17 protein-coding genes are annotated in these 20,710 nt (G+C 64.1%); 14 read left to right on the top strand and 3 right to left on the bottom strand.

The window, feature by feature from the left end; genetic code table 11:
• Window positions 1-128 precede the first annotated feature (128 nt).
• The 12 genes from CN311_RS17850 to CN311_RS17905 all read left to right on the top strand — a co-directional run bounded on the left by CN311_RS17850 (window position 129) and on the right by CN311_RS17905 (window position 14,857).
• Window positions 129-2,213 (top strand): hydantoinase/oxoprolinase family protein, encoded by a 2,085-nt coding sequence (locus CN311_RS17850; protein WP_097575065.1) that lies wholly within the window; start codon window positions 129-131, stop codon window positions 2,211-2,213.
• 2 nt (window positions 2,214-2,215) lie between these two features.
• Window positions 2,216-3,943: a hydantoinase B/oxoprolinase family protein gene (locus CN311_RS17855; RefSeq protein ID WP_097575066.1), complete on the top strand. Its 1,728-nt coding sequence runs from the start codon at window positions 2,216-2,218 to the stop codon at window positions 3,941-3,943.
• Window positions 3,915-4,658, top strand: a complete 744-nt coding sequence (locus CN311_RS17860; RefSeq protein ID WP_133117211.1) for a hypothetical protein — start codon at window positions 3,915-3,917, stop codon at window positions 4,656-4,658. Before CN311_RS17855 ends, CN311_RS17860 begins: the two co-directional genes overlap by 29 nt.
• A gap of 104 nt (window positions 4,659-4,762) precedes the next feature.
• Entirely contained in the window at window positions 4,763-5,539 is a 777-nt protein-coding gene (locus tag CN311_RS17865) for an ABC transporter substrate-binding protein (RefSeq protein WP_097575083.1), read from the top strand.
• A 66-nt stretch (window positions 5,540-5,605) separates the two neighbouring features.
• A complete protein-coding gene (locus CN311_RS17870; protein ID WP_245440861.1) occupies window positions 5,606-6,721 on the top strand; it encodes an aminomethyl transferase family protein in 1,116 nt (371 codons plus the stop codon).
• Between the two features lie 213 nt (window positions 6,722-6,934).
• Complete coding sequence (locus CN311_RS17875; RefSeq protein WP_097575085.1) at window positions 6,935-8,029, top strand: transporter substrate-binding protein; 1,095 nt, start codon at window positions 6,935-6,937, stop codon at window positions 8,027-8,029.
• Window positions 8,026-8,628, top strand: coding sequence for an ANTAR domain-containing response regulator (locus CN311_RS17880; protein WP_097575068.1), 603 nt, complete (start codon window positions 8,026-8,028; stop codon window positions 8,626-8,628). The genes CN311_RS17875 and CN311_RS17880 overlap by 4 nt, the downstream gene beginning before the upstream one ends.
• Entirely contained in the window at window positions 8,606-9,514 is a 909-nt protein-coding gene (locus CN311_RS17885; protein WP_097575069.1) for an ABC transporter permease, read from the top strand. The genes CN311_RS17880 and CN311_RS17885 overlap by 23 nt, the downstream gene beginning before the upstream one ends.
• Entirely contained in the window at window positions 9,511-10,431 is a 921-nt protein-coding gene (locus CN311_RS17890) for an ABC transporter permease (protein WP_097575070.1), read from the top strand. The genes CN311_RS17885 and CN311_RS17890 overlap by 4 nt, the downstream gene beginning before the upstream one ends.
• Window positions 10,432-10,474: 43 nt before the next feature.
• Window positions 10,475-12,118 (top strand): ABC transporter substrate-binding protein, encoded by a 1,644-nt coding sequence (locus tag CN311_RS17895; protein ID WP_097575071.1) that lies wholly within the window; start codon window positions 10,475-10,477, stop codon window positions 12,116-12,118.
• A complete protein-coding gene (locus CN311_RS17900) occupies window positions 12,108-13,052 on the top strand; it encodes an acetamidase/formamidase family protein (RefSeq protein WP_097575072.1) in 945 nt (314 codons plus the stop codon). Before CN311_RS17895 ends, CN311_RS17900 begins: the two co-directional genes overlap by 11 nt.
• On the top strand, window positions 13,049-14,857 hold the full coding sequence (locus tag CN311_RS17905; RefSeq protein ID WP_245440862.1) for an ABC transporter ATP-binding protein: 1,809 nt from the start codon (window positions 13,049-13,051) through the stop codon (window positions 14,855-14,857). Before CN311_RS17900 ends, CN311_RS17905 begins: the two co-directional genes overlap by 4 nt.
• Window positions 14,858-14,875: 18 nt before the next feature.
• On the opposite strand, the gene CN311_RS17910 is transcribed toward CN311_RS17905, so the two are convergent.
• Entirely contained in the window at window positions 14,876-16,045 is a 1,170-nt protein-coding gene (locus CN311_RS17910) for an ATP-NAD kinase family protein (RefSeq protein ID WP_097575073.1), read from the bottom strand.
• Window positions 16,046-16,224: 179 nt separating this feature from the next.
• On the opposite strand from CN311_RS17910, the gene gcvPA reads away from it, so the two are divergent.
• Both gcvPA and gcvPB read left to right on the top strand, forming a co-directional pair.
• Entirely contained in the window at window positions 16,225-17,625 is a 1,401-nt protein-coding gene (gene gcvPA, locus CN311_RS17915) for an aminomethyl-transferring glycine dehydrogenase subunit GcvPA (RefSeq protein ID WP_208866523.1), read from the top strand.
• Entirely contained in the window at window positions 17,622-19,181 is a 1,560-nt protein-coding gene (gcvPB, locus tag CN311_RS17920) for an aminomethyl-transferring glycine dehydrogenase subunit GcvPB (protein WP_097575075.1), read from the top strand. Before gcvPA ends, gcvPB begins: the two co-directional genes overlap by 4 nt.
• Here gcvPB and CN311_RS17925 read toward each other — a convergent pair whose 3' ends face one another.
• Window positions 19,182-19,922: an SDR family NAD(P)-dependent oxidoreductase gene (locus tag CN311_RS17925; RefSeq protein ID WP_245440863.1), complete on the bottom strand. Its 741-nt coding sequence runs from the start codon at window positions 19,920-19,922 to the stop codon at window positions 19,182-19,184.
• 2 nt (window positions 19,923-19,924) lie between these two features.
• Entirely contained in the window at window positions 19,925-20,707 is a 783-nt protein-coding gene (locus CN311_RS17930; RefSeq protein ID WP_097575076.1) for an SDR family NAD(P)-dependent oxidoreductase, read from the bottom strand.
• Between the last annotated feature and the right edge of the window lie 3 nt (window positions 20,708-20,710).

Raw genomic sequence — 20,710 nt, forward strand, 5'->3', positions numbered from 1 at the left:
CTCCGAAGCGGTAAGCTCTTGTGTCCGGAATTTATTAGTATACAAATGATATTTGCGTCAAGAGACCGCCGTAAAACAGCTTTCCAAACTAAGACATATCCATAGTCCGGGCATTTCGGGTTTCGACAATGAAAGAGAATTTTTCGGCGCGGGCGCTGGATTCCTCGGGCAGCGTCGTCGCCGGCATCGATGTCGGCGGAACCTTCACCGACCTGCTTCTGATCGACGGCCGGGATAGCGGCCGGGTGCATATCGCCAAGACCCCGACCACGGTCGACAACCAGGCCTTCGGCGTCGTTTCGGCGCTCGGTGTCACCGGCTTTCCCATCGACGGCATCGATCTCATCGTGCACGGCACGACCACCACCACCAATGCCGTGCTCGAACGCCGGCTGGCCAGGACCGGCATGATCACCACGCGCGGCTTTCGCGACGTGATCGAGCTTGGCCGGCGGACCCGGCCGCAGCCCTATGGCATGACGGGCACGTTCGTGCCGGTGATTCCACGCAATTTGCGGCTCGAAGTGTCGGAGCGTGTCGAGGCCTCGGGCGCAATCCGCACCCCGCTCGACGAGGCCGGAATGCGCGCGGCGGTTTCACAGTTGATCGCCGCCGGTTGCGAATCCCTCGTCATCCATTTCCTGCATTCCTACGCCAACCCCGCGCATGAGCGGCGCGCCGCCGAAATCGCCGCCGAACTCTGGCCCAACGGCTACATCACGACGGGCCATGCGCTGCTGTCGGAAGCGCGCGAATTCGAGCGCGGGGTGACGGCTTCGGTCAACGCGTCGGTGCAGCCGATCCTCGAACGCTATGTCGAAAGGCTGCGCACCGAACTGGCATCAAAAGGCTATGCCCGCGACTTCCTGATCATGAACGGCAATGGCGGCATGATCTCGGCCCGCTTCGTCACACGTGAATCGGCCAAGACCGTCATGTCAGGCCCGGCCTCCGGCGTCATCGCCGCCGCCTATACGGGAAAACGCGCCGGCTTCGAAAACCTCGTCACCTACGACATGGGCGGCACCTCGACCGACGTGGCGCTGATCCGCAATGCCGAGCCCGCCGTCTCGAATGAGATCGAGATCGAATATGCCATGCCGATCCATGTGCCGATGGTGGCGGTGCACACGGTCGGCGCCGGCGGCGGCTCGATCGCCCGCGTCGATGCGGCCGGCCTGATCCAGATCGGCCCGGAAAGTGCCGGCGCCAATCCCGGCCCGATCTGCTACGGGCGCGGCGGCTTGGAGCCGACCATCACCGACGCCAACCTGGTGTTGGGCCGGCTGGCGCCAAAGAAGCTGCTGGCGGTCGAAAATCCGGTCACGGTGGAGCGCGTCACCGGCATTTTCGAGGCCAGGATAGGCCGCGCCACCGGCCTGTCCGGTGTCGAGGCGGCTGGCGCGGTGCTGAGGCTCGGCAATATGAAGATGGCCGGCGCCATTCGCATGGTCTCGGTGTCGCGTGGCCACGACCCGCGCGATTTCGCGCTGTTCGCCTTCGGCGGCGCCGGGCCGCTGCATGCGACCGCTCTGGCACGCGAGCTTGGATTGCCCAAGGTGCTGGTGCCGGCGCGGCCCGGCATCACCAACGCGCTCGGTTGCGTCGTCGCAGATCTCCGGCACGACTTCGTCAACACCGTCAACCAGCCTGTGGCGGGGCTCGATGAAACCCAGCTTCATTCGGTATTGGAACGGCACCGAAACGAAGGCGAAGAGCTGATCGGCAAGGAAGCGGTGAAGCCGGAGACGATCCGCGTCACCCACTCCGCCGACATGCAGTTCGTCGGCCAGACCCACATCATCAACGTGCCGCTGCCGTCGTCCTCGGTGACCCGGCACGAATTGCAGCAGCTTTTCGAAAAGGCCTATTTTGCCCGCTTCAAGGTCGAGCTGCCGGAAATCCGCGCCAATCTGGTCAATCTCAACACCTCGGTGACGGGTGTGCGGCCGGCGATCGATCTGTCGCGCCTGATCGACCCGGCGGGACGCGCCAAGACGCTCGATGAGGCACGACGAGAGACCCGCCCGGTCTGGTATGCCGGCACGTGGCACGACACGCCGGTCTACGCACGCGAAAAACTGCCGCTCGATGCCATCATCGAAGGCCCGGCGATTCTCGAACAGATGGACGCCACCACCGTGCTCGAGCCCGGCGACCGGGCGCGTTCGGACGCCGACGGCAACGTCATCATCGACATTGGCGAGGCCTGACAATGCCAGCATCCAGGGCAAAGCTCGACGCCATCACGCTTTCGGTCCTACAGGCGGCCTTGCAGCAGGTCTGCGACGAGATGGACCTGACCTTCTCGCGCGCCGCCTTCTCGCCGGTCATCGCCGAGGCCAACGACCGCTCCGACGGCATCTATTCGGCGCTCGACGGCTCGCTGATCGCACAGGGCAGCCAAGGCCTGCCGGTGTTCGTCGGCGTCATGCAATATTCGACCAGGACGGTGATCGAGATGATCGCCGACGGCCGCTGCCTGCCGCCCGAGCCAGGCGACATCTACATCGTCAACGACCCCTATCTCGGCGGCACCCATCTGATGGACGTGCGCTTCGCCATGCCGGTCTACAGGGGTGGCAAGATTTTCTGCTGGCTGTCGAACACCGGCCATTGGCCGGACATCGGCGGCTCGGTGCCGGGCGGGTTTTCGGCTTCCGCGACTGCGGTCGAACAGGAAGGCCTGCGGCTGCCGCCGGTCAAACTGTTCAAGAAGGGTGTGCTCGATCCCGAGATTTACGCCATCATCTGCTCCAACATCCGCGTCGCCGACCAACGCATCGGCGACATCCGTGCGCAGGCCGCGGCACTGCTGATCGGCCAGGATCGGCTGGACGAAATCCTGGATCGTTACGGAGACGAAACTGTTGTCGAGGCGATCGCCGAATTGCGCCGCCGCGCCGCAGAACAGATGCGCGCCAACATATCGGCCATACCCGACGGCACCTATCATTCAAAAGCCTTCGTCGATTCCGACGGCGTGGTGAACGAGCCGCTGACCATCGCGCTTGCCGTGGAGAAACAGGGCGACACGCTCACCTTCGATTTCACCGGTTCGTCAAAACCTTGCACAGGGCCGATGAACAGCGTGCTGGCGACGACCTTGTCCTCGGTCTATCTCGCCATGCGTCATATTTTCCCCGATGTGCCGATCAGCGCCGGCGCCTTTGAACCGCTCATAGTCAAACGGCCGGAAGGCACTTTCCTTGACGCCAGATATCCGCGTCCGGTGTCGGGCTGCGCGGCCGAGGTTTCGCAGCGTATCGCCGAGGCGGTGTTCGCCGCCATGGTGCAGGCGCTGCCGGACAGGGTGACGGCGGCTCCCGCCGGCTCCAGCGGCAATTTCGCGCTCGGCGGCAACGACCCGGCGCGCGACCGCGACTATGTCATGTACCAGATCTCCGGCGGCGGCTATGGCGGCAATGCCGGTCACGACGGCCTGACCAATGGCTGCTCGACCATCGGCATCTCCAAATCGCCGCCGGTCGAGATCATGGAGCAGGCCTTCCCGGTGCTCTACCGCCACTACGCCCTGCGTGAAGGCTCGGGTGGTGCCGGCAGGCACCGCGGCGGTTTTGGGCTCGCCTATGAGGTCGAGATCCTGCGCGGCGACGCCCGCGCCTCCTTCGTCATGGACCATGGCCGCTTCGGCCCGCAGGGCGCGCTCGGCGGCAAGGACGGCGCGGTCAACACGGTCACCGTGTTCCGCAACGGCGAGGCGCATGTGCCGCCGCATCTGTCCAAGGAGCAGGACATCGCGCTGAAGGCCGGCGACCGTGTGCGGGTCGGTACGCCAGGCGGTGGCGGCTATGGCGATCCGTTACTGCGCGATCCAGAACTGGTCGCTCAGGATGTCAGGCTAGGGTACTATACAGCCGAGCAAGCTAGGGACATGTTCGGAGTCGTAATGGATGACCAATCCAAATCGCTTGGAAGCTGAGCCTGCGTCTGACCTGGCCCACGCGGTCGAGCGTGTCTATGACGTCTTCGCGTCTTATCCGCTGCCCCGGCTTCTCCACAGCTCGCCGATCGAAGATGCGGAGGCAATCTTTCGGGCAGTATCCAGTGATAAGCTACGGCAACTCAGCGGCGAAAAACTCGGCACCTATGCCGGATCGGCCATATGGACAGTCGGCGACGTCGATGATTACCGGCACTTTCTGCCGAGGGTGCTTGAACTTGCCATCCAAGGCGAACCTTCGATGGGGTTCGACGCCAACGTAATTGCCGCAAAGCTCGAAAGGGTCTCTTGGCGAGATTGGCCATCGGAAGAACAGCAGACCGTCGAAGTCCTGTTTCAGGCTGCCTGGCAAAAGACACTGAGCAAGCACCCCGATGAAGGGGATGCTGTCCCCTGGCTGGAGGGCATGGTGCTTGCCGGGATGGATGTGGTAGGCGCACTGGCCGCCTGGCGTGAAAGCCCTTACCCCGAAGCCATGCTGCACTGTGCGGACCTTATTACCGGCAGCATCAAGAAACTCGACAAGGGGCGCATGATCGTTAGCGAACAGGTCACCGCATGGCTTTTGTCCGAAAGCCTCGCCCGGCATTTGTTCACCGTCGCGGTCGAGGCTCCGTTGCGCCCAGACGATCGCGAAAAACTCGCTTGGGCGAGCGAGACCATCGAGAATAATCTGAAGCTTCCCGGAAACTAAAGGCAATGCCCGACCACGCCGTGATCGCCGCAGCCCATGTCGTTTCCGTCTCCGCCGGGGCCATAAAAGCCCGTAGACTTGGCCCATCAACGGAGATCTGGATCATGCGTCTTTTCGGTCGTTTCGTGTTTGCCGCTTCGCTCGCTCTGGCGCTTGCCACCGGCGCCGCCTCTGCCCAGGACAAGAAACTCAAGCTCGGCACCGAGGGCGCCTATCCGCCCTTCAATTACGCCAATGCCGACGGCACGCTGGGCGGCTTCGACATCGATCTCGGCAAGGCGCTATGCGCCGAGATGAAGACCGAATGCGAATTCGTCGTGCAGGATTTCGACGGCTCGATCCCGGCGCTTCAGGCCGGCAAGTTCGATGCCATCATCAACATCACGATCACGCCCGAGCGGGCCGAGAAGGTCGATTTCACCCACAAATACTACCAGACGCCGCCGGCCATCGCCGTGCCGAAGGATTCGACGCTATCAGGCACCTCGCCCGAGGATCTGAAAGGCAAGACGCTGGGCGTGCAAAGCGCGACGATCCACCAGAATTTCGCCGAGCAGAAATACAGCGGCTCGACCGTCAAGGCCTATCCGACCGGCGACGATGCCCGCACCGACATGGCCAATGGACGCCTCGATGCGATGATGGACGGTTCGATCATTCTCACCGAATGGCTGAAGAAGCCCGACGGCGCCTGCTGCAAGCTGCTCGGCACCTTGACCGCCGACCCCGCCGTCCACGGCCCCGGCGTCGGCATTGCGCTGCAGAAGGGCAACAAGGAATTGACCGACAAGCTCAACGCCGCCATCGACGCGCTCCGCGCCAATGGCAAGTACAAGGAAATCAACGACAAATATTTCGCCTTCGACGTCTACGGCAGCTGAGATCGACAACAAACGCTTTCGGCAGCGCTGCCCGGCGCTGCCGTTTTCATGAAGATGGAGACCTTCTTGGCCGAACGGCGATCCCCTTTCTACAACAGCATCGTCGGGCTGGGCGCGACCATGGGCCGGGTCGGCGGCGATTTCATTTCGGCCAAGTACTATTCCGGCATTGCCGACGAGCACCTGAACACCCGCGAAAATGTCGGTGTCCAGGACCTCAGCACCATGGGCAAGATGGACATCAAGGGTCCGGAGGCCGAAGCGCTGGTCAACCATGTCATCGTCAACGATGCCGCGGCGATGAAACCTGGCCAGGTGCGCTATTCCACCGTCTGCCGCGACGACGGCGGCATCATGGACGACCTCACCGTGTTCAGGCTCGGGCCGGAGCATTTCATGCTGGTGACCGGTTCGGTCAATCGCCTCAAAATGCTGCCCTGGCTATTGCATCATGCCCAGGGCCGGAAAGCCTATGTCACCGACATCACGGCTGCTATCGCCTTTCCAACGATCCAGGGGCCACGCTCGCGCGAATTGTTGAAGACGCTGGTCTCGGATGCCGATCTTGACAGCCTGAAGCGCTGGTCATTTTCGTCAGGTCGCGTCGGCGAGACCAAGGTGTTGATTTCGCGCACCGGCGTGACCGGCGAGCTCGGCTTCGAGCTGTTCGTTCCGGCCGACGAGGCGGCTTCGCTCTGGGACGCGCTGATGCAGGCCGGCCGAGATTTCGACCTGAAACCCTATGGCGTGCTGGCGATGTTCACGCTTGGCCTGGAGAAAGCCTATCCCGCGCACGGCATCGACATGGACGAGACGCGCACGCCGTTCCATGTCGGGCTCGACCGCTGGATCAAGTTCGATAAGGGCGATTTCGTCGGCCGCGAAGCGCTGCTGAAGGTGCGCGACAAGGGCCTCGACGAACGCTGGACCGGACTGATCCTCGACGGCGACAGGCCAGCCGCAACCGATGCCAGGGTTCTGGCCGGTGGCGAGGATGCCGGCGTCGTCACTTACAGCGACCATGGCTATTCCCTCGGCAAGGTGCTGGCGACCGCGCATCTGCGGCTGCCTTTCACCACGGTCGGCACCGAACTCAGCATCGATATCGACGGCAAGCCGACACGGGCGGTCGTGGCGCCGATGCCGTTCTTCGACCCGGAAGGGATGAGGCTGCGGGCATAGCCTTTTGCGCCGCCATTTTCCCGCTTGACTGAGCCGCCGTACCGAATACGCTGATGCGGAGATGAAAAATATTAGAGCGTACTTTGTGCGTCCGAATGGACGTACGTCGCTCTAATGGGAAAATACCGGCTCCGACCGCCGGGCGGCAAAGATGCCTCGTATGCCTCGCCCCTGCGGCGCTGGCTGCGGGGCATTGTCATTTTGGAGATCTGTTTGAAACGGCGCATCGAGATCGGCATCCTGTATTCTCGCTCGGGGAGCTATCAGCTCGTGTCGGATGCCTGCCGGATGGGCGCAATGCGCGCCATTGCCGACATCAATGCCGACCGCAGCTCAGGCATCGAACTGGTGCCGGTCGAGCGCGACCCGCAAAGCAATGCGGATCGCTACGCGACGCTGTGCGAGGACATTTTCAGGACCAGCAACGCCCGCCATGTCGTCGGCTGCGTCACCTCCTGGAGCCGCAAGGAGACGATTCCCGTCCTGGAAAAGGCGGGCGGCATGCTCTGGTATGCCTGCCCCTATGAAGGCTTCGAGGCCAACGAGCATGTCGTCTACATGCACGCTTGCCCCAACCAGCATCTGGTGCCGCTGATGGCGCATGTCGTGCCGCGCTTCGGCGCCAACGGCTTCCTGCTTGGCTCGAACTATATCTGGGGCTGGGAGATGAACCGCGTGGCGCGCGACCTGATTGCGGACGCCGGCGGCAAGGTGCTGGGCGAGCGCTACCTGCGCATCGGCGAGACCGACGTGTCGCGCCTGATCGCTGAAATCCGCGCCACGCGGCCGAACTTCATCCTCAACAACCTGATCGGCACCTCGTCCTACGCCTTCCTTGCGGCCTATCGCGACCTGGCTGCCGAGGATGTCGCCTTCAGCCCCGAAGCCTGCCCGGTCATTTCTTGCAACCTCACCGAGGGCGAGCTGCCGGCGATTGGTGAATCCGGCAAAGGACATCTGTCGGTCGGGCCGTATTTCGCCCCACGCCCGGCTGCCTTCGCCTCGTCCTTCGAGGCTTCCGCCTATGCTTCCGTGCAAGTGATGGCTGATGTGCTCTCCCGAGATCCCGACGCCGGTCCGGCGGAATTCTCGAAGGCCTTCGCCGCGCGACGCTTTTCCACCAGGCTCGGGCCGGTAGCCATCGATGCCCATTCCCAGCACGCCACGCTGCCGGTCATCATCGGCCGGATCGCGAACGGGTTCTTCGAGGTCGTCAGCCGCGAGGATGAGGTCGCGCCGGACCCCTATCTATCACGCTACGATCCGGCAAAAACATTCGGCCGCCCGCGCCTGAGGGTGGTGTCGTGATGAGAACCCCACGCATTCCGAATCTCGGCGGCGCCAAGGCCTTTGTGCTGCATCGTCCGCATCCGACGGTGCAGGCGATCACGCGGCAATTGTCGGCCATCGGGCTTGAGATGGTCGGCTGCTGGCCGGAACTGCCGGCCGAGGTCCTGGCCGCGGATTTCGTCTTCTTCGATGCCGATCTCGGCTTCGATGAACAATTTCCATGGAAGCCAGGCGAGGCGCCGATGCCGATGGTAGCGCTGATCGGCTCCGAGGCGCCGGGCCGTATCGAATGGGCGCTGTCGCACCAGGCAGACGCCCAGTTGCTGAAGCCGGTCGGCAATGCAGGTGTCTACAGCGCGCTTCTGATCGCGCGGCAGAGTTTCGAGGCGCGCAAGCTGCAGGCAAGCGAGATATCGTCACTTCGCCTGCGCGTCGCGGAGCGTCAGACCATCGTGCGCGCGGTCGAGGCCTTGTCGAAAGGCGCCGGGGACGGCCGCGCCTACGCGCAGCTGCGGTCGCTGGCGATGAGCTGGCAGATCAGTGTCGAGGAGGCTGCTCGCCGGATCGTGGCGATGACGGAAGAAGAAGGCGGCGATGACCAGTCCCATCGCGCCTGACCTGCCCGCAACCGGCCGCCTGCCAGCCAGGCCACGCGCCGGTGTCTGGCGGCAACTGCTGAAACGTCGTCTGGCAGTGCTCGGCCTGGTGATCGTGGCCATCGTCCTGGCTGGCGCCATCCTGGCACCATGGCTGACGGGCTACGATCCAAACGAGCAGATGTTCGACGGGCTGACACTTGAAGGCGCGCCATTGCCGCCTGGTGCCAAATTCTGGCTGGGGACTGATCTGCTCGGCCGCGACCTGCTGACCCGCATCCTCTACGGCGCGCGCACCTCACTGATCATCGGCATTGTCGCCAACGGCGTGGCGCTCTCGATCGGTACGCTGGTTGGCGTCACGGCAGGCTATTTCCGTGGCTGGATCGGCAGCGTGCTGATGCGCTTCACCGACCTGATGATGGCCTTTCCGGCGCTGCTGTTGGCCATCTGCCTGGCGGCGGTGTTCGAGCCAAGCCTGTGGATCGTCGCCATGGTGATCGCATTGGTAAACTGGGTGCAGACCGCCCGGGTCATCTATACCGAGACGAGCTCCCTGGCGGAGCGCGAGTTCATCGACGCCGAGCGCACCATTGGCGCGGGTGCGCCACGCATATTGTTTCGCCACATCCTGCCGCATCTGTTGCCGACGATCATCGTCTGGGGCACGCTCGGCATCTCGACCACCGTGCTTTTGGAAGCCACCCTCAGCTATCTCGGCATCGGCGTGCAGCCGCCGACCGCGTCCTGGGGCAACATCATCTTCGAGAACCAGACCTATTTCCAGGCAGCACCCTGGCTGGTGTTCTTCCCGGGTGCGGCGATCCTGGCGCTGGCGCTGGCCTTCAACCTGATCGGTGACGCGCTGCGCGACATCCTCGACCCGACGCAAAGGGGACGGGCATGATCGCCTATCTCGGCCGTCGCGTCATTCAATCGCTGCTCATCCTGCTCGGCGTGTCGCTGATCACCTTTGCCCTGCTCTACCTGCTGCCCGCGGATCCGGTGCGCCAGATCGCGGGCCGCAGCGCCACGCCGCAGACGGTCGAAAACATTCGCCGGCAACTCGGCCTCGACCAGCCCTTCGTCGTCCAGTACTGGCATTATCTGATGAGCCTGCTCAGCGGCGATCTCGGGCGCTCCTACATCCAGCGTTCCGAGGTCACCGAACTCATCGTCTCGCGGCTGCCAGCGAGCCTGCTGCTGATGGTCGGCGCCATCCTGTGCGAGCTTCTGATCGGCCTGACCATGGGCCTCATCGCCGCCGTCAAACGCGGCACCACCACCGACCAGACGCTGATGGTCGCCTCTTTCGTCGGCGTCTCGGCGCCGCAATTCGTCGTCGGCCTCTTGCTGCTTTATGTGTTTGCCGTGCGCCTCGGCTGGTTTCCAATCGGCGGCTACGGCACCTGGCGGCATCTGGTGCTGCCGTCGCTGACCATGGGCATCCTCGGCGCCGGTTGGTACGCGCGCATGATGCGCTCGTCGATGATCGACGTGCTGCGTCAGGACTATGTGCGCACGGCGCGCGCCAAAGGTCTGGCGCGCGGCGCCATCCTCTTTCGCCACGCGCTGCCCAACGCCATCCTGCCGGTCATCGCCATGATCGGCATCGACATTGGCATCTTCATGGGCGGCATCGTGGTGGTCGAAAGCGTGTTCGGCTGGCCGGGCATCGGTCAGCTCGCCTGGCAGGCCATCCAGCGCGTCGACATTCCGATCATCATGGGCGTCACGCTGGTGTCGGCCTTCGCCATCGTGCTCGGCAATCTCCTGGCCGACATCGTCGCACCGTTCATCGACCCGCGTATCAAGCTCAGATGAAACCAAGAAAAGACCGATACAAACCAGAGAAAGGGAACATGAGATGAAGAAATTTCTGACCTCCACCGTGGCGGCATCGGCGCTTGCGCTGATGCTTGGCATGGCGAGCGCTCGCGCCGAGGACGCCGTCGATCCGAACGCCAAGCAGGGCGGCGCCATCACCGTCACCTACAAGGACGACGTCGCCACCCTCGATCCCGCCATCGGTTATGACTGGCAGAACTGGTCGATGATCAAGAGCCTGTTCGACGGACTGATGGACTACGAGCCGGGCACCACCAATCTCAAGCCCGACCTGGCGGAAAGCTACGAAATCGCGCCGGACGGCAAGACCTTCACCTTCAAGCTGCGCCACGGGGTGAAGTTCCACAATGGTCGCGAAATGACCGCCGACGATGTGAAATATTCGCTCGACCGCGTCACCAATCCGAAGACGCAGAGCCCGGGCGCCGGCTTCTTCGGCTCGATCAAGGGCTATGACGATGTCGCCGCCGGCAAGGCCGAGAGCTTGTCGGGCGTCACCGTCGTCGATCCCTACACGATCAAGTTCGAGCTCACCCGGCCCGACGCTACCTTCCTGCACGTCATGGCCATCAATTTCGCGCATGTCGTGCCGAAGGAGGAGGTCGAGAAATACGGCGCCGACTTCGGCAAGCATCCGGTCGGTACCGGCGCGTTCAAGCTCGCCGAATGGACGCTCGGCCAGCGCATCGTCTTCGAGCGCAACCCGGACTACTGGCACAAGGGCCTGCCGCATCTCGACAAGGTCACCTTCGAGATCGGCCAGGAGCCGATCGTGGCTCTGCTGCGCCTGCAGAAGGGCGAAATCGATATTCCCGGCGACGGCATTCCGCCGGCCAAGTTCCAGGAGGTGATGGCCGATCCCGAGCAGAAGGCCCGCGTTGTCGAGGGCGGCCAGCTGCACACCGGCTACATCACCATGAACACCACCATGGCGCCCTTCGACAATGTGAAGGTGCGGCAAGCCGTCAACATGGCGATCAACAAGGACCGCATCGTCCAGCTGATAAACAACCGCGCGGTGCCGGCCAACCAGCCGTTGCCGCCGTCGATGCCCGGCTACGACAAGGCGTTCAAAGGCTATCCCCATGACGTGGCCAAGGCCAAGGCGCTGCTTGCCGAGGCCGGCCACCCCGACGGCTTCGAGACGCAGCTGTTCGCCATGAACACCGACCCCAACCCGCGCATCGCCCAGGCGATCCAGCAGGATCTGGCGGCAATCGGCATCAAGGCCAGCATCCAGTCGCTCGCCCAGGCCAACGTCATCGCCGCCGGCGGTGACAAGGCCGGCGCGCCGATGATCTGGTCGGGCGGCATGGCCTGGATCGCCGACTTCCCCGATCCGTCCAATTTCTACGGGCCGATCCTCGGCTGCGCCGGTGCTGTTCCGGGTGGCTGGAACTGGTCGTGGTACTGCAACAAGGATCTCGACGCCAAGGCGGCTGAAGCCGACTCCGTCGTCGACCCGGCCAAGGCTGGCGAGCGCGACAAGATGTGGAGCGCGATCTACGACAAGATCATGGCGGACGCGCCCTGGGCGCCGGTGTTCAACGAGCAGCGCTTCACCATGAAATCCGCCCGCATGGGCGGTGCCGACAACCTCTATGTCGACCCGGTCCATATCCCGATCAACTATGACAATGTGTATGTGAACGATGTGCAATAACTGCGACTACACCATCCACGGGCGCCACCACCATTTCGGCTGGGACAATTCCCTCGCCCCGGTCGAGAGGGTGGCGCCCGGTTCGACAATCGAGTTCCAGTGTCTCGATTCGTCGGGTGGGCAGCTTCAGGCCGATAGCACAGTCGCCGACATCGAGAAATTCGACTTCGACAGGGTCAACCCGGTGACCGGGCCGATCTTCATGGAAGGCGCGGAACCGGGTGATGCGCTGAAGGTGACGATCGAGATGTTCAAACCGTCCGGCTTTGGCTGGACGGGGAACATTCCGGGGTTCGGGCTGCTCGCCGACGATTTTCCGGAGCCGGCGCTGAACATCTGGAAATACGACGCCGCCTCGCTCGAGCCGGCGCTGTTCGGAAAGAACGCGCGCGTGCCGCTGAAACCCTTCGCCGGCACCATCGGCAATGCGCCGGCCGAAATGGGTCTCCACTCGGTGGTGCCGCCAAGGCGTGTCGGCGGCAATCTCGACATCCGCGATCTCGCCGCCGGCACCGTGCTCTATCTGCCGGTGGAAGTGGCAGGTGCGCTATTCTCGGTCGGTGACACACATGCCGCACAGGGCGATGGCGAGGTCTGCGGAACGGCGATCGAAAGCCCGATGGACGTCGTGCTCAAGCTCGACCTGGTCAAGGATATCAGGCTGAAGACGCCGCGCTTCACCACGCCGGGTCCGGTGACGCGCCATCTCGACGCCAAGGGTTACGAGGTGACGACGGGCATCGGGCCGGACCTGATGACCGGCGCCAGGGAAGCGGTTGCCCAGATGGTCGATCTGCTTGCCGATCGCTACGCGATGGACCCCGTCGAAGCCTACATGCTGGTATCGGTCTGCGGCGATCTCCGGATCAGCGAGATCGTCGACATGCCGAACTGGGTGGTGTCGTTCTACTTCCCGCGTTGCGTCTTCGAATGAGCACAAGTGCGGCCAACAAACCGACCGGGGCGGCAGCTCCGGTTGGTTCGCCCGCAGGCAGGCCAGTGCTGGAGATCGCGGGCCTGTGTGTCAGCGTGCGTGGCGAGGACGGCGAACGGGAAGTCGTGTCGGACCTGTCGCTGACGCTCAAGCGTGGCGAGACGCTTTGCATTGCCGGCGAATCCGGCTCCGGCAAATCGATGACGGCGCTGGCGATCATGCAATTGTTGCCGCAGCCTGCCGCACGAATTTCCTCTGGCATGATCCAGCTTGGCGAGATCGACCTCGCGACGCTCAACGAGCGTCAGATGCAGCGCATTCGTGGCGACCGCATCGCGATGATCTTCCAGGAGCCGATGACCTCGCTCAACCCGGTGCTGTCGATCGGCCGCCAACTGACCGAATCCATCGAGGCGCATACCGATCTGTCGAGCGCCGAGGCGCGCCGGCGCGCCATCGAGGCGCTGAAGGCCGTGCGTATTTCGGAAGCCGAAAGCCGGCTGAAGCAGTTTCCGCACGAACTGTCCGGCGGCATGCGCCAGCGCGTGATGATCGCCATGGCGCTGGCGCTGAAGCCGGATGTGCTGATCGCCGACGAGCCGACGACGGCGCTCGACGTCACCGTGCAGGGTGAGGTGCTGGAACTGTTGCGCGATCTGCAGCGCGAGCATGGCACCAGCGTCATCCTCATCACCCACGACATGGGCGTGGTGGCGGAAATGGCGGATCGGGTGATCGTGATGCGCCATGGCCGCATGATCGAGGAAGGCAAGGTCGCCGACATCTATGCCCGCCCGCAAGCCGACTATACGCGTGAATTGCTCGCTGCGGTGCCGCGCATTGGCACCGGTGCAGGACGGCAAGTCCTTGGGCAGACAATCCCGAAAACGCCGAACCAGGTCGCGCTGGTCGACGACCTGCATGTCGGCTTCGATCTGCATGGCGGCTTTTTTGGCCGAGTGGATCGCCGTGTCCACGCCGTCGAAGGCGTCAGCTTTTCCATCGCGCCGCATGAGACGCTGGCGCTGGTTGGCGAATCCGGCTGCGGCAAGTCGACCACCGCCAAGGCGCTGGCCGGGCTTGTGCCCTACCAAGGCGATATCGTGATCGGCGAACGCAATCTGTCGGGCCTTGGCCGCGACGAGCGCAAGGCGGTTCGCCGCGATGTGCAGATGATCTTCCAGGACCCCTACGCCTCGCTCGATCCGCGCATGCGCGTCGGCGATCTCGTCGCCGAGCCGCTCTTGATCCATGGCATCGCTTCGAAGGAAGAACGCGGGCAGCGGGTGGCGGCGCTGTTCGAGCGCGTCGGCCTGTCGGCCGACCAGATGGAGCTCTATCCGCACGAATTCTCGGGCGGCCAGCGCCAGCGCATCTGCATCGCTCGCGCTCTGGCTCTTCGGCCCAAACTCATCATCGCCGACGAAAGCGTTTCGGCGCTCGACGTGTCGGTGCAGGCCCGCGTGCTGGAGCTGCTTAAGGAGTTGCAGCGCGAGTTCGGCATCGCCTATCTGTTCATCTCTCACGACATGGCGGTGGTCGAGAACATTTCCGACCGTGTCGCCGTCATGTATCTCGGCCAGATCGTCGAGATGGGCACCCGCGATCAGGTCTTCTCGAACCCGCGTCACCCCTACACAAAGCGTTTGATCGAAGCCGTGCCGGTGCCCGATCCTGCAAGGCGCCGGCCGCGCTTCGCCCGTCTCGATCAGGAGATTCCGAGTCCGACCAGAAAGATCGGTGAGCCACCGCCGAAACTGGCGCTGAAGGATGTTGGCAACGGGCATCTTGTAGCTGCGTCCTGACACGACGCGCTTGTCGCCTCAGCCGCGAATGCGCATCACCATCTCGCGCCGTGGTGCGGTGCGCACCTTGATGTAGCCGCCAAGCATCCGGTCGACCTCGGCATCGCCGGTATCGACAAAGAAGCCGTCCGGTCCGAGCAGCGCAAGCTTGGACGGCGGCGCCAGAATGGCGATGCGCTCGCGCCCGACGCGTTGCAGCACCTTGGCGCTGATCTGCTGGTTGCCGCGGCCAAACAGGCAGCCGGTGCCGCCGATGACGCCGACATGGATACGCGCCGGCCATTGGGCGAGGCGGGCCAGGATGTCCGCCTCGCCGACATCCTTAGCCAGCATCTTGCCGTTCGCGACCAGATCGACCCCGAGCAGGGAGCCTTCGAGCCCGGCCGCGGCCAGCAGACGCTGCATGGTCGAACCGGGCCCCACGATGTGAACGCAGTCCGGTTCGAGATCTGCCGCCGCGGCGCGGCAGAGCGCCGCCACATCATGCAACTCATTTCCCCCGGTCGAAGCCTTGGCGACCTGGATCGCCGGATCGCGCGGAACCAGGCCATAACCATACAGACGTGTGGCGGGCCTATCCTGTCGCAAGCTCGCCTCGTCGATGTCGAGGATTTCGCGCTCCTCCGTTGGCGCGCCAGCACCTTGGACGAGATGGGTTCTGACCAGCAGACCGGCATGGACAGGCGACAGGGCAAAGACGCCGGAATACATCTTCACGCCGGCCGGGATGCCGACCATCGTCATGTCGCGGCCGACAGCCGACAGGATGTCGCGCGCCGTGCCGTCGCCGCCAGCGAAGAGAACGAGGTCCACCCTTGCGATGAGAAGGGCGCGCGCGGCTTCGATCGTATCGCGCGCCGATGTCGCCGGACCTGCCGGACCGAAGACGACACGATGGCTGACGCCTGCGATCCGGCAGGCTGTCTCGCCCATCGCGCCGCCTGCCGTGAGGATAGTCATGCCGCTGCCGGCAAGTTCCCGCAGGGCAAGCGCGGCGCGCTCGGATGCCGCCGGTTGCGCCCCGAGCGCCAGAGCCGCCGCGACAGTATCGTCGCCATCGGATCCCTTCAGGCCGACGCGTCCGCCAAGCCCGGCAAGCGGATTGACCAGAAGGCCGATCCGCGGCGACCCGCTTCCGTCCCCGCCGTTTGTCTGCGCCCGGCTGTTCGCAAGATTCGGTACCGCCATCAGGCTTCTTACCAAATTGCCGGCAAATGTGCGCCGGATCGCCCCCTTTGGACTCTTGCTGTTCTTAGCCGCTTTCGTTCGATATAGTAACTTCCGTGCGCAATGCGTACAAACGATTGACAGATGCGGGTCAAGTTCGGCACAGTCTGCCAGTCAGTTGCACCGCCTTGCGAGACGTCATGACCTTCACTCACCCCTTCATGGCCAACTCCGTTCCGGCCATCAAACAGGAGATGCTCGACGCCATCGGCGCCCCGTCGATCGAGGCGCTGTTCGAGCAGATTCCGGCCGATCATCGCATGACACGCGAGCTCGCCTTGCCGCCGGCCCTGCGTTCGGAGGCCGAGCTTCGCCGGCATCTGCTTGCCATCCTCAGGAAGAACGAGGATTGCGAAACCAATCTCAGCTTTCTTGGCGGCGGCTGCTGGCAGCATCATGTGCCGGCGATCTGCGACGAGATCGCCGGGCGCAGTGAATTCCTGACGCCTGTCTGGGGCACGCCGTCCTCGGATCATGGCCGCAACCAGGCCTGGTTCGAATTCACCAGCCAGCTTGGCGAATTGCTCGACATGGAGATCGTCGGCCTGCCCGTCTACAGCTGGGGCTGCGCCGCCGGCCATGCCATCCGCATGGCCTCGCGCCTGACCGCCAGGCACGAGGTGATCGTGCCGCGCATCATCGATCCCGAACGGCTTTCGGTCATCCGCAACTATTGCGAACCGCAGGAGATGCCGAGTCACATCGCCGTCGCCGAGATCGGCTTCGATGCCAGCACCGGCCTTCTCGATCTGGCCGAGCTGGAAGCAAAGCTGTCTTCGCGCACCGCGGCCGTCTACATCGAGACGCCGAACTATCTCGGCGTCATCGAAACCCAAGCCGGCGAGGTCGCCGCACTCGCCCACCGCGCCGGCGCCGAATTCATCGTCGGCGTCGATCCGATCTCGCTTGGCGTGCTTGCCCCACCCGCCGACTTTGGCGCCGACATCGTCGTCGGCACCACGCAACCGCTCGGTGTCCACATGAATTGCGGCGGCGGCACTGGCGGCTTCATCGCCAGCCGCGACGAGGAGCGCTACGCCCGCGAATATCCGTCCCTGCTGGTGTCGATCGCCGAGACGGTTCAGCCCGCAGAACACGCTTTCGGCCTGTCGCTGCTGCACCAGTCCTCCTATGGTTCGCGCGAGCACGGCAAGGACTGGACCGGCAACTCCGTTTACCTCTGGGCCATTTCCAACGCCGTCTACATGTCGCTGATGGGCCCGGAAGGTTTCCGCGAGGTCGGCGAGCTCATCATCCAGCAGGCGCATTACGCGGCAAAGGTGCTGGCTGAAGTGCCCGGCGTCGACATCGTCTTTCCCGGTGGCTTCTTCAAGGAATTCGTCGTCCGTTTCGACGCATCGGGCAAAACCGTGCGCGACGTCAACCGGGCCTTGCGCGAGCGCGGGATTTTCGGTGGCCACGATCTGTCCGCCGCGTTCCCTGCTCTCGGCCAGTCCGCGCTCTATGCGGTGACGGAGGTCCATAGCCGCTCGGATATCGATCGGCTGGCGGCGAGCCTTGCGGAGATTCTGAGCCGATGAGCGACATGACCAAGCTGCGGCGCTATCATGCGGCCGTCTGGGATGAGCCGGTGGTCATGGAAATGGGCCGGCGCGGGCGGCGTGGCATCATGTTTCCTTCCGCCGATCAGGCGGTCACAGCCGCGGTGGGCTGTGCCGAAACACTGATCCCCGAAGGCATGCGCCGCCCGACGCCTCCGGCTCTGCCGGAAATGTCGGAGCCCGATGTGCTTCGGCACTATCTGCACCTTTCCCAGCAGACGCTCGGCATGATGGGCATCAGCCTGTTCGGCACCTGCACCATGAAATACAATGCCCGCCTCAACGAGGCGCTGGCGGCGCGCCCGGAATTGGCCGAAGTCCACCCGCTGCAGAATGAGGAAACGCTGCAGGGGGTGCTCGAGATCATCCATCGCTTCGACCTGGCTTTGCGGGAACTCTCCGGCATGGATCAGTTCGTGTTCCAGCCTGCCGGCGGCGCCGATGCCGCCTACACCCATGCCTGCGTTACCCGCGCCTGGCTTGCTTCCCGCGGCGAGCTTGGCAAGCGCGACGAGATCGTTACCTCGCTTCAGGCGCACCCCTGTAATCCAGCCACCGCCGCGACAGCCGGCTTCAAGGTCATCACCTTGCCGCTGGAAGAAGATGGCTATCCTTCGCTCGATGCGCTGAAGGCAGCGGTCTCGGACCGCACCGCGGCCCTGATGATCAACAATCCCGACGACATGGGCATCTACAACCCGCACATCAAGGAATGGGTGCGCGTCGTCCATGAGGCCGGCGGGCTCTGCTTCTACGACCACGCCAACTTCAACGGCGTGATGAGCCGGCTAAGGGCACGGGAACTCGGCTTCGACGCCTGCATGTATATGCTGCACAAGACTTTCGGCGCGCCGAAGGGCGGCGGCGGCCCTGCCGTCGGCGCCTATGGCTGCAGCGCCGAGCTTGCGCCCTTCCTGCCCAAACCGGTCGTGACCTTCGACGGCAAAAGCTACCATCTCGACAATGACCGGGACGACAGCATCGGCAAGGTTCGCGAATTCCTTGGCAACATCCCCGTCGTGCTCAAGGCCTATGCCTGGGTCCGCTCGCTCGGCGCCGAGGGCATTCGCGAGGCGGCCGACCTGTCGGTGCTGGCCAACAACTACATGGACCACGAACTGCTGAAGCTGCGCGGCGTCTCGCGCTCACATCCCGACATCGACGCCTGGCGCATGGAGATGACGCGCTTCAGCCTCGGCAAATTGTTCGAGGACACCGGCGTCAGCGCCATGGATGTCCAGAACCGCATGGTCGATTACGGCATCGACGCCTTCTGGTTGTCGCACGAGCCGTGGATCGTCCCGCAGCCGTTCACGCCGGAAGCCGGCGAGATGTGGTCGAAGGAAGATCTCGACACTTGGATCGCCGTGCTGGCGGCGGTGATCGAGGAGGCCTATGCCGATCCGGACATGGTGCGCTCGGCGCCGCACAACCAGGCTGTCCACCAGATCAAGGGCGCGCCGCTCGAAGATCCGGCCCATTGGGCGATGACCTGGCGCGCTTATTTGCGCAAGCGCGCGCAGGGGCAGAGCTGATTAGATCCAGCTCTCCAGCCTGGTGTTGAGAACGAGCTCAGCGACGGAGGCAGTGTTCGGCAGGCGCAGCAGGAAAGCCACTGTCTCAGCGATCGTTTCGGGAGCGATACGATTTGCCGATGGCGTCACTCCCGGGACGGATGCAACGAGATCGGTGTCGACAGCACCTGGGCAAAGTGCGGTGACGCGCACGCCCTTTTCCCAGCCGGCGAATTTGGCGGCATGGGTCAGGGCCATGACGGCGTGCTTGGTCATGGCGTAGGCGACCGAAACCGTGTCGCGGTAGCGCTTGCCGTCGGTCGAGGCGACATTGATGATCCGCCCGTGCCCGCCTTTTTCCAGATGCGGCAAGGCAAGGCGGATCAGCCGGAACGGCGCCTTGACGTTGACCGCCCACATCTCGTCGAGCACGCTTTCGTCGCCCGAGCGCAGGTCCAGCGGGCGCAAGATCCCGGCATTGTTGATGAGCGCGTCGATGCGGCCGAACCGGGCGACGGTGGCGTCAACCCATTGCGCCGCCGTCTCGGCTCGCTCGGCATCGAAGCACTGGACCAGGGTCCGCGCCGGATCGAAAGCGGCGAACACTGCGGCGTCAGGCTTCCGCACGCCGAGCGAAAGCGTATAGCCCTGCGCGTGCAGCCTCCTGGCGATGGCCAGGCCGATGCCGCGCGAGGCGCCCGACAGCATCACCACGCGCCCATTGGGGTCGAGCATTTCGGGGCTTGCCGAACCATCCGCCATGATCAGAACAATCCCTGGTAGACGCCGCCGTCGTTGACGATGTTCTGGCCCGTCATATAGCCGTTCTGCGCGCTGCACAGGAAGGCGATCAGGTCCCCGCATTCCTTTGGGTCGGCAAAGCGGCCGGCCGGCGTCGTCTTGAGACGATCGGCGACGATCGCCTCATAGGTCGTGTTGCCGCGCGCGGCGTGGCCGTGCAGATTGGTCTGCAGCGCATCCGTATCGAAGAAGCCGGGCAGCACGCTGTTGATGACGACATTGTGCGGCACCAGTTCACGCACCATCGAACCAATGGCGCCGGCGAGCGCCAGCCGCGCAGCATGCGAGTGGCCGAAATTGACCTGCGGGAATTTGATGAAGCTGACCGAGATGTTCACCACCCGGCCGAACTTGCGCTCGCTCATGCCCGGCACCACGGCGCGGATCAGTTCGTAGGCCGTGAAGAAATGCGCCTCCATCCAGCCGTCGAGATCCGCCCGGCTCATCGTGCGGAAATTGTCCGGCGTCTGCCTGACCCCGGGATTGGTGACCAATATGTCCAGGTCGGGGCAAGCAGACAGCACATCGGCCCGCCCTTGCGCCGTCGTCACATCGGCCGCGACCGTTGCGACATGCACGCCCGTGTCTGCCGCAATCTCGCGGGCCGTCGCTTCGAGCGGGCCGGCCGTGCGGGCAACCAGGGTCAGATTGACCCCTTCCCCGGCGAGTGAGGCGGCAGCCGCCTTGCCAAGGCCCTTGCTGCCGCCGGTGATGAGGGCGTGCCGCCCCCTGATACCCAGATCCATTGT

The organism is Mesorhizobium sanjuanii, assembly GCF_002529485.1.
GTDB lineage: Bacteria > Pseudomonadota > Alphaproteobacteria > Rhizobiales > Rhizobiaceae > Mesorhizobium > Mesorhizobium sanjuanii.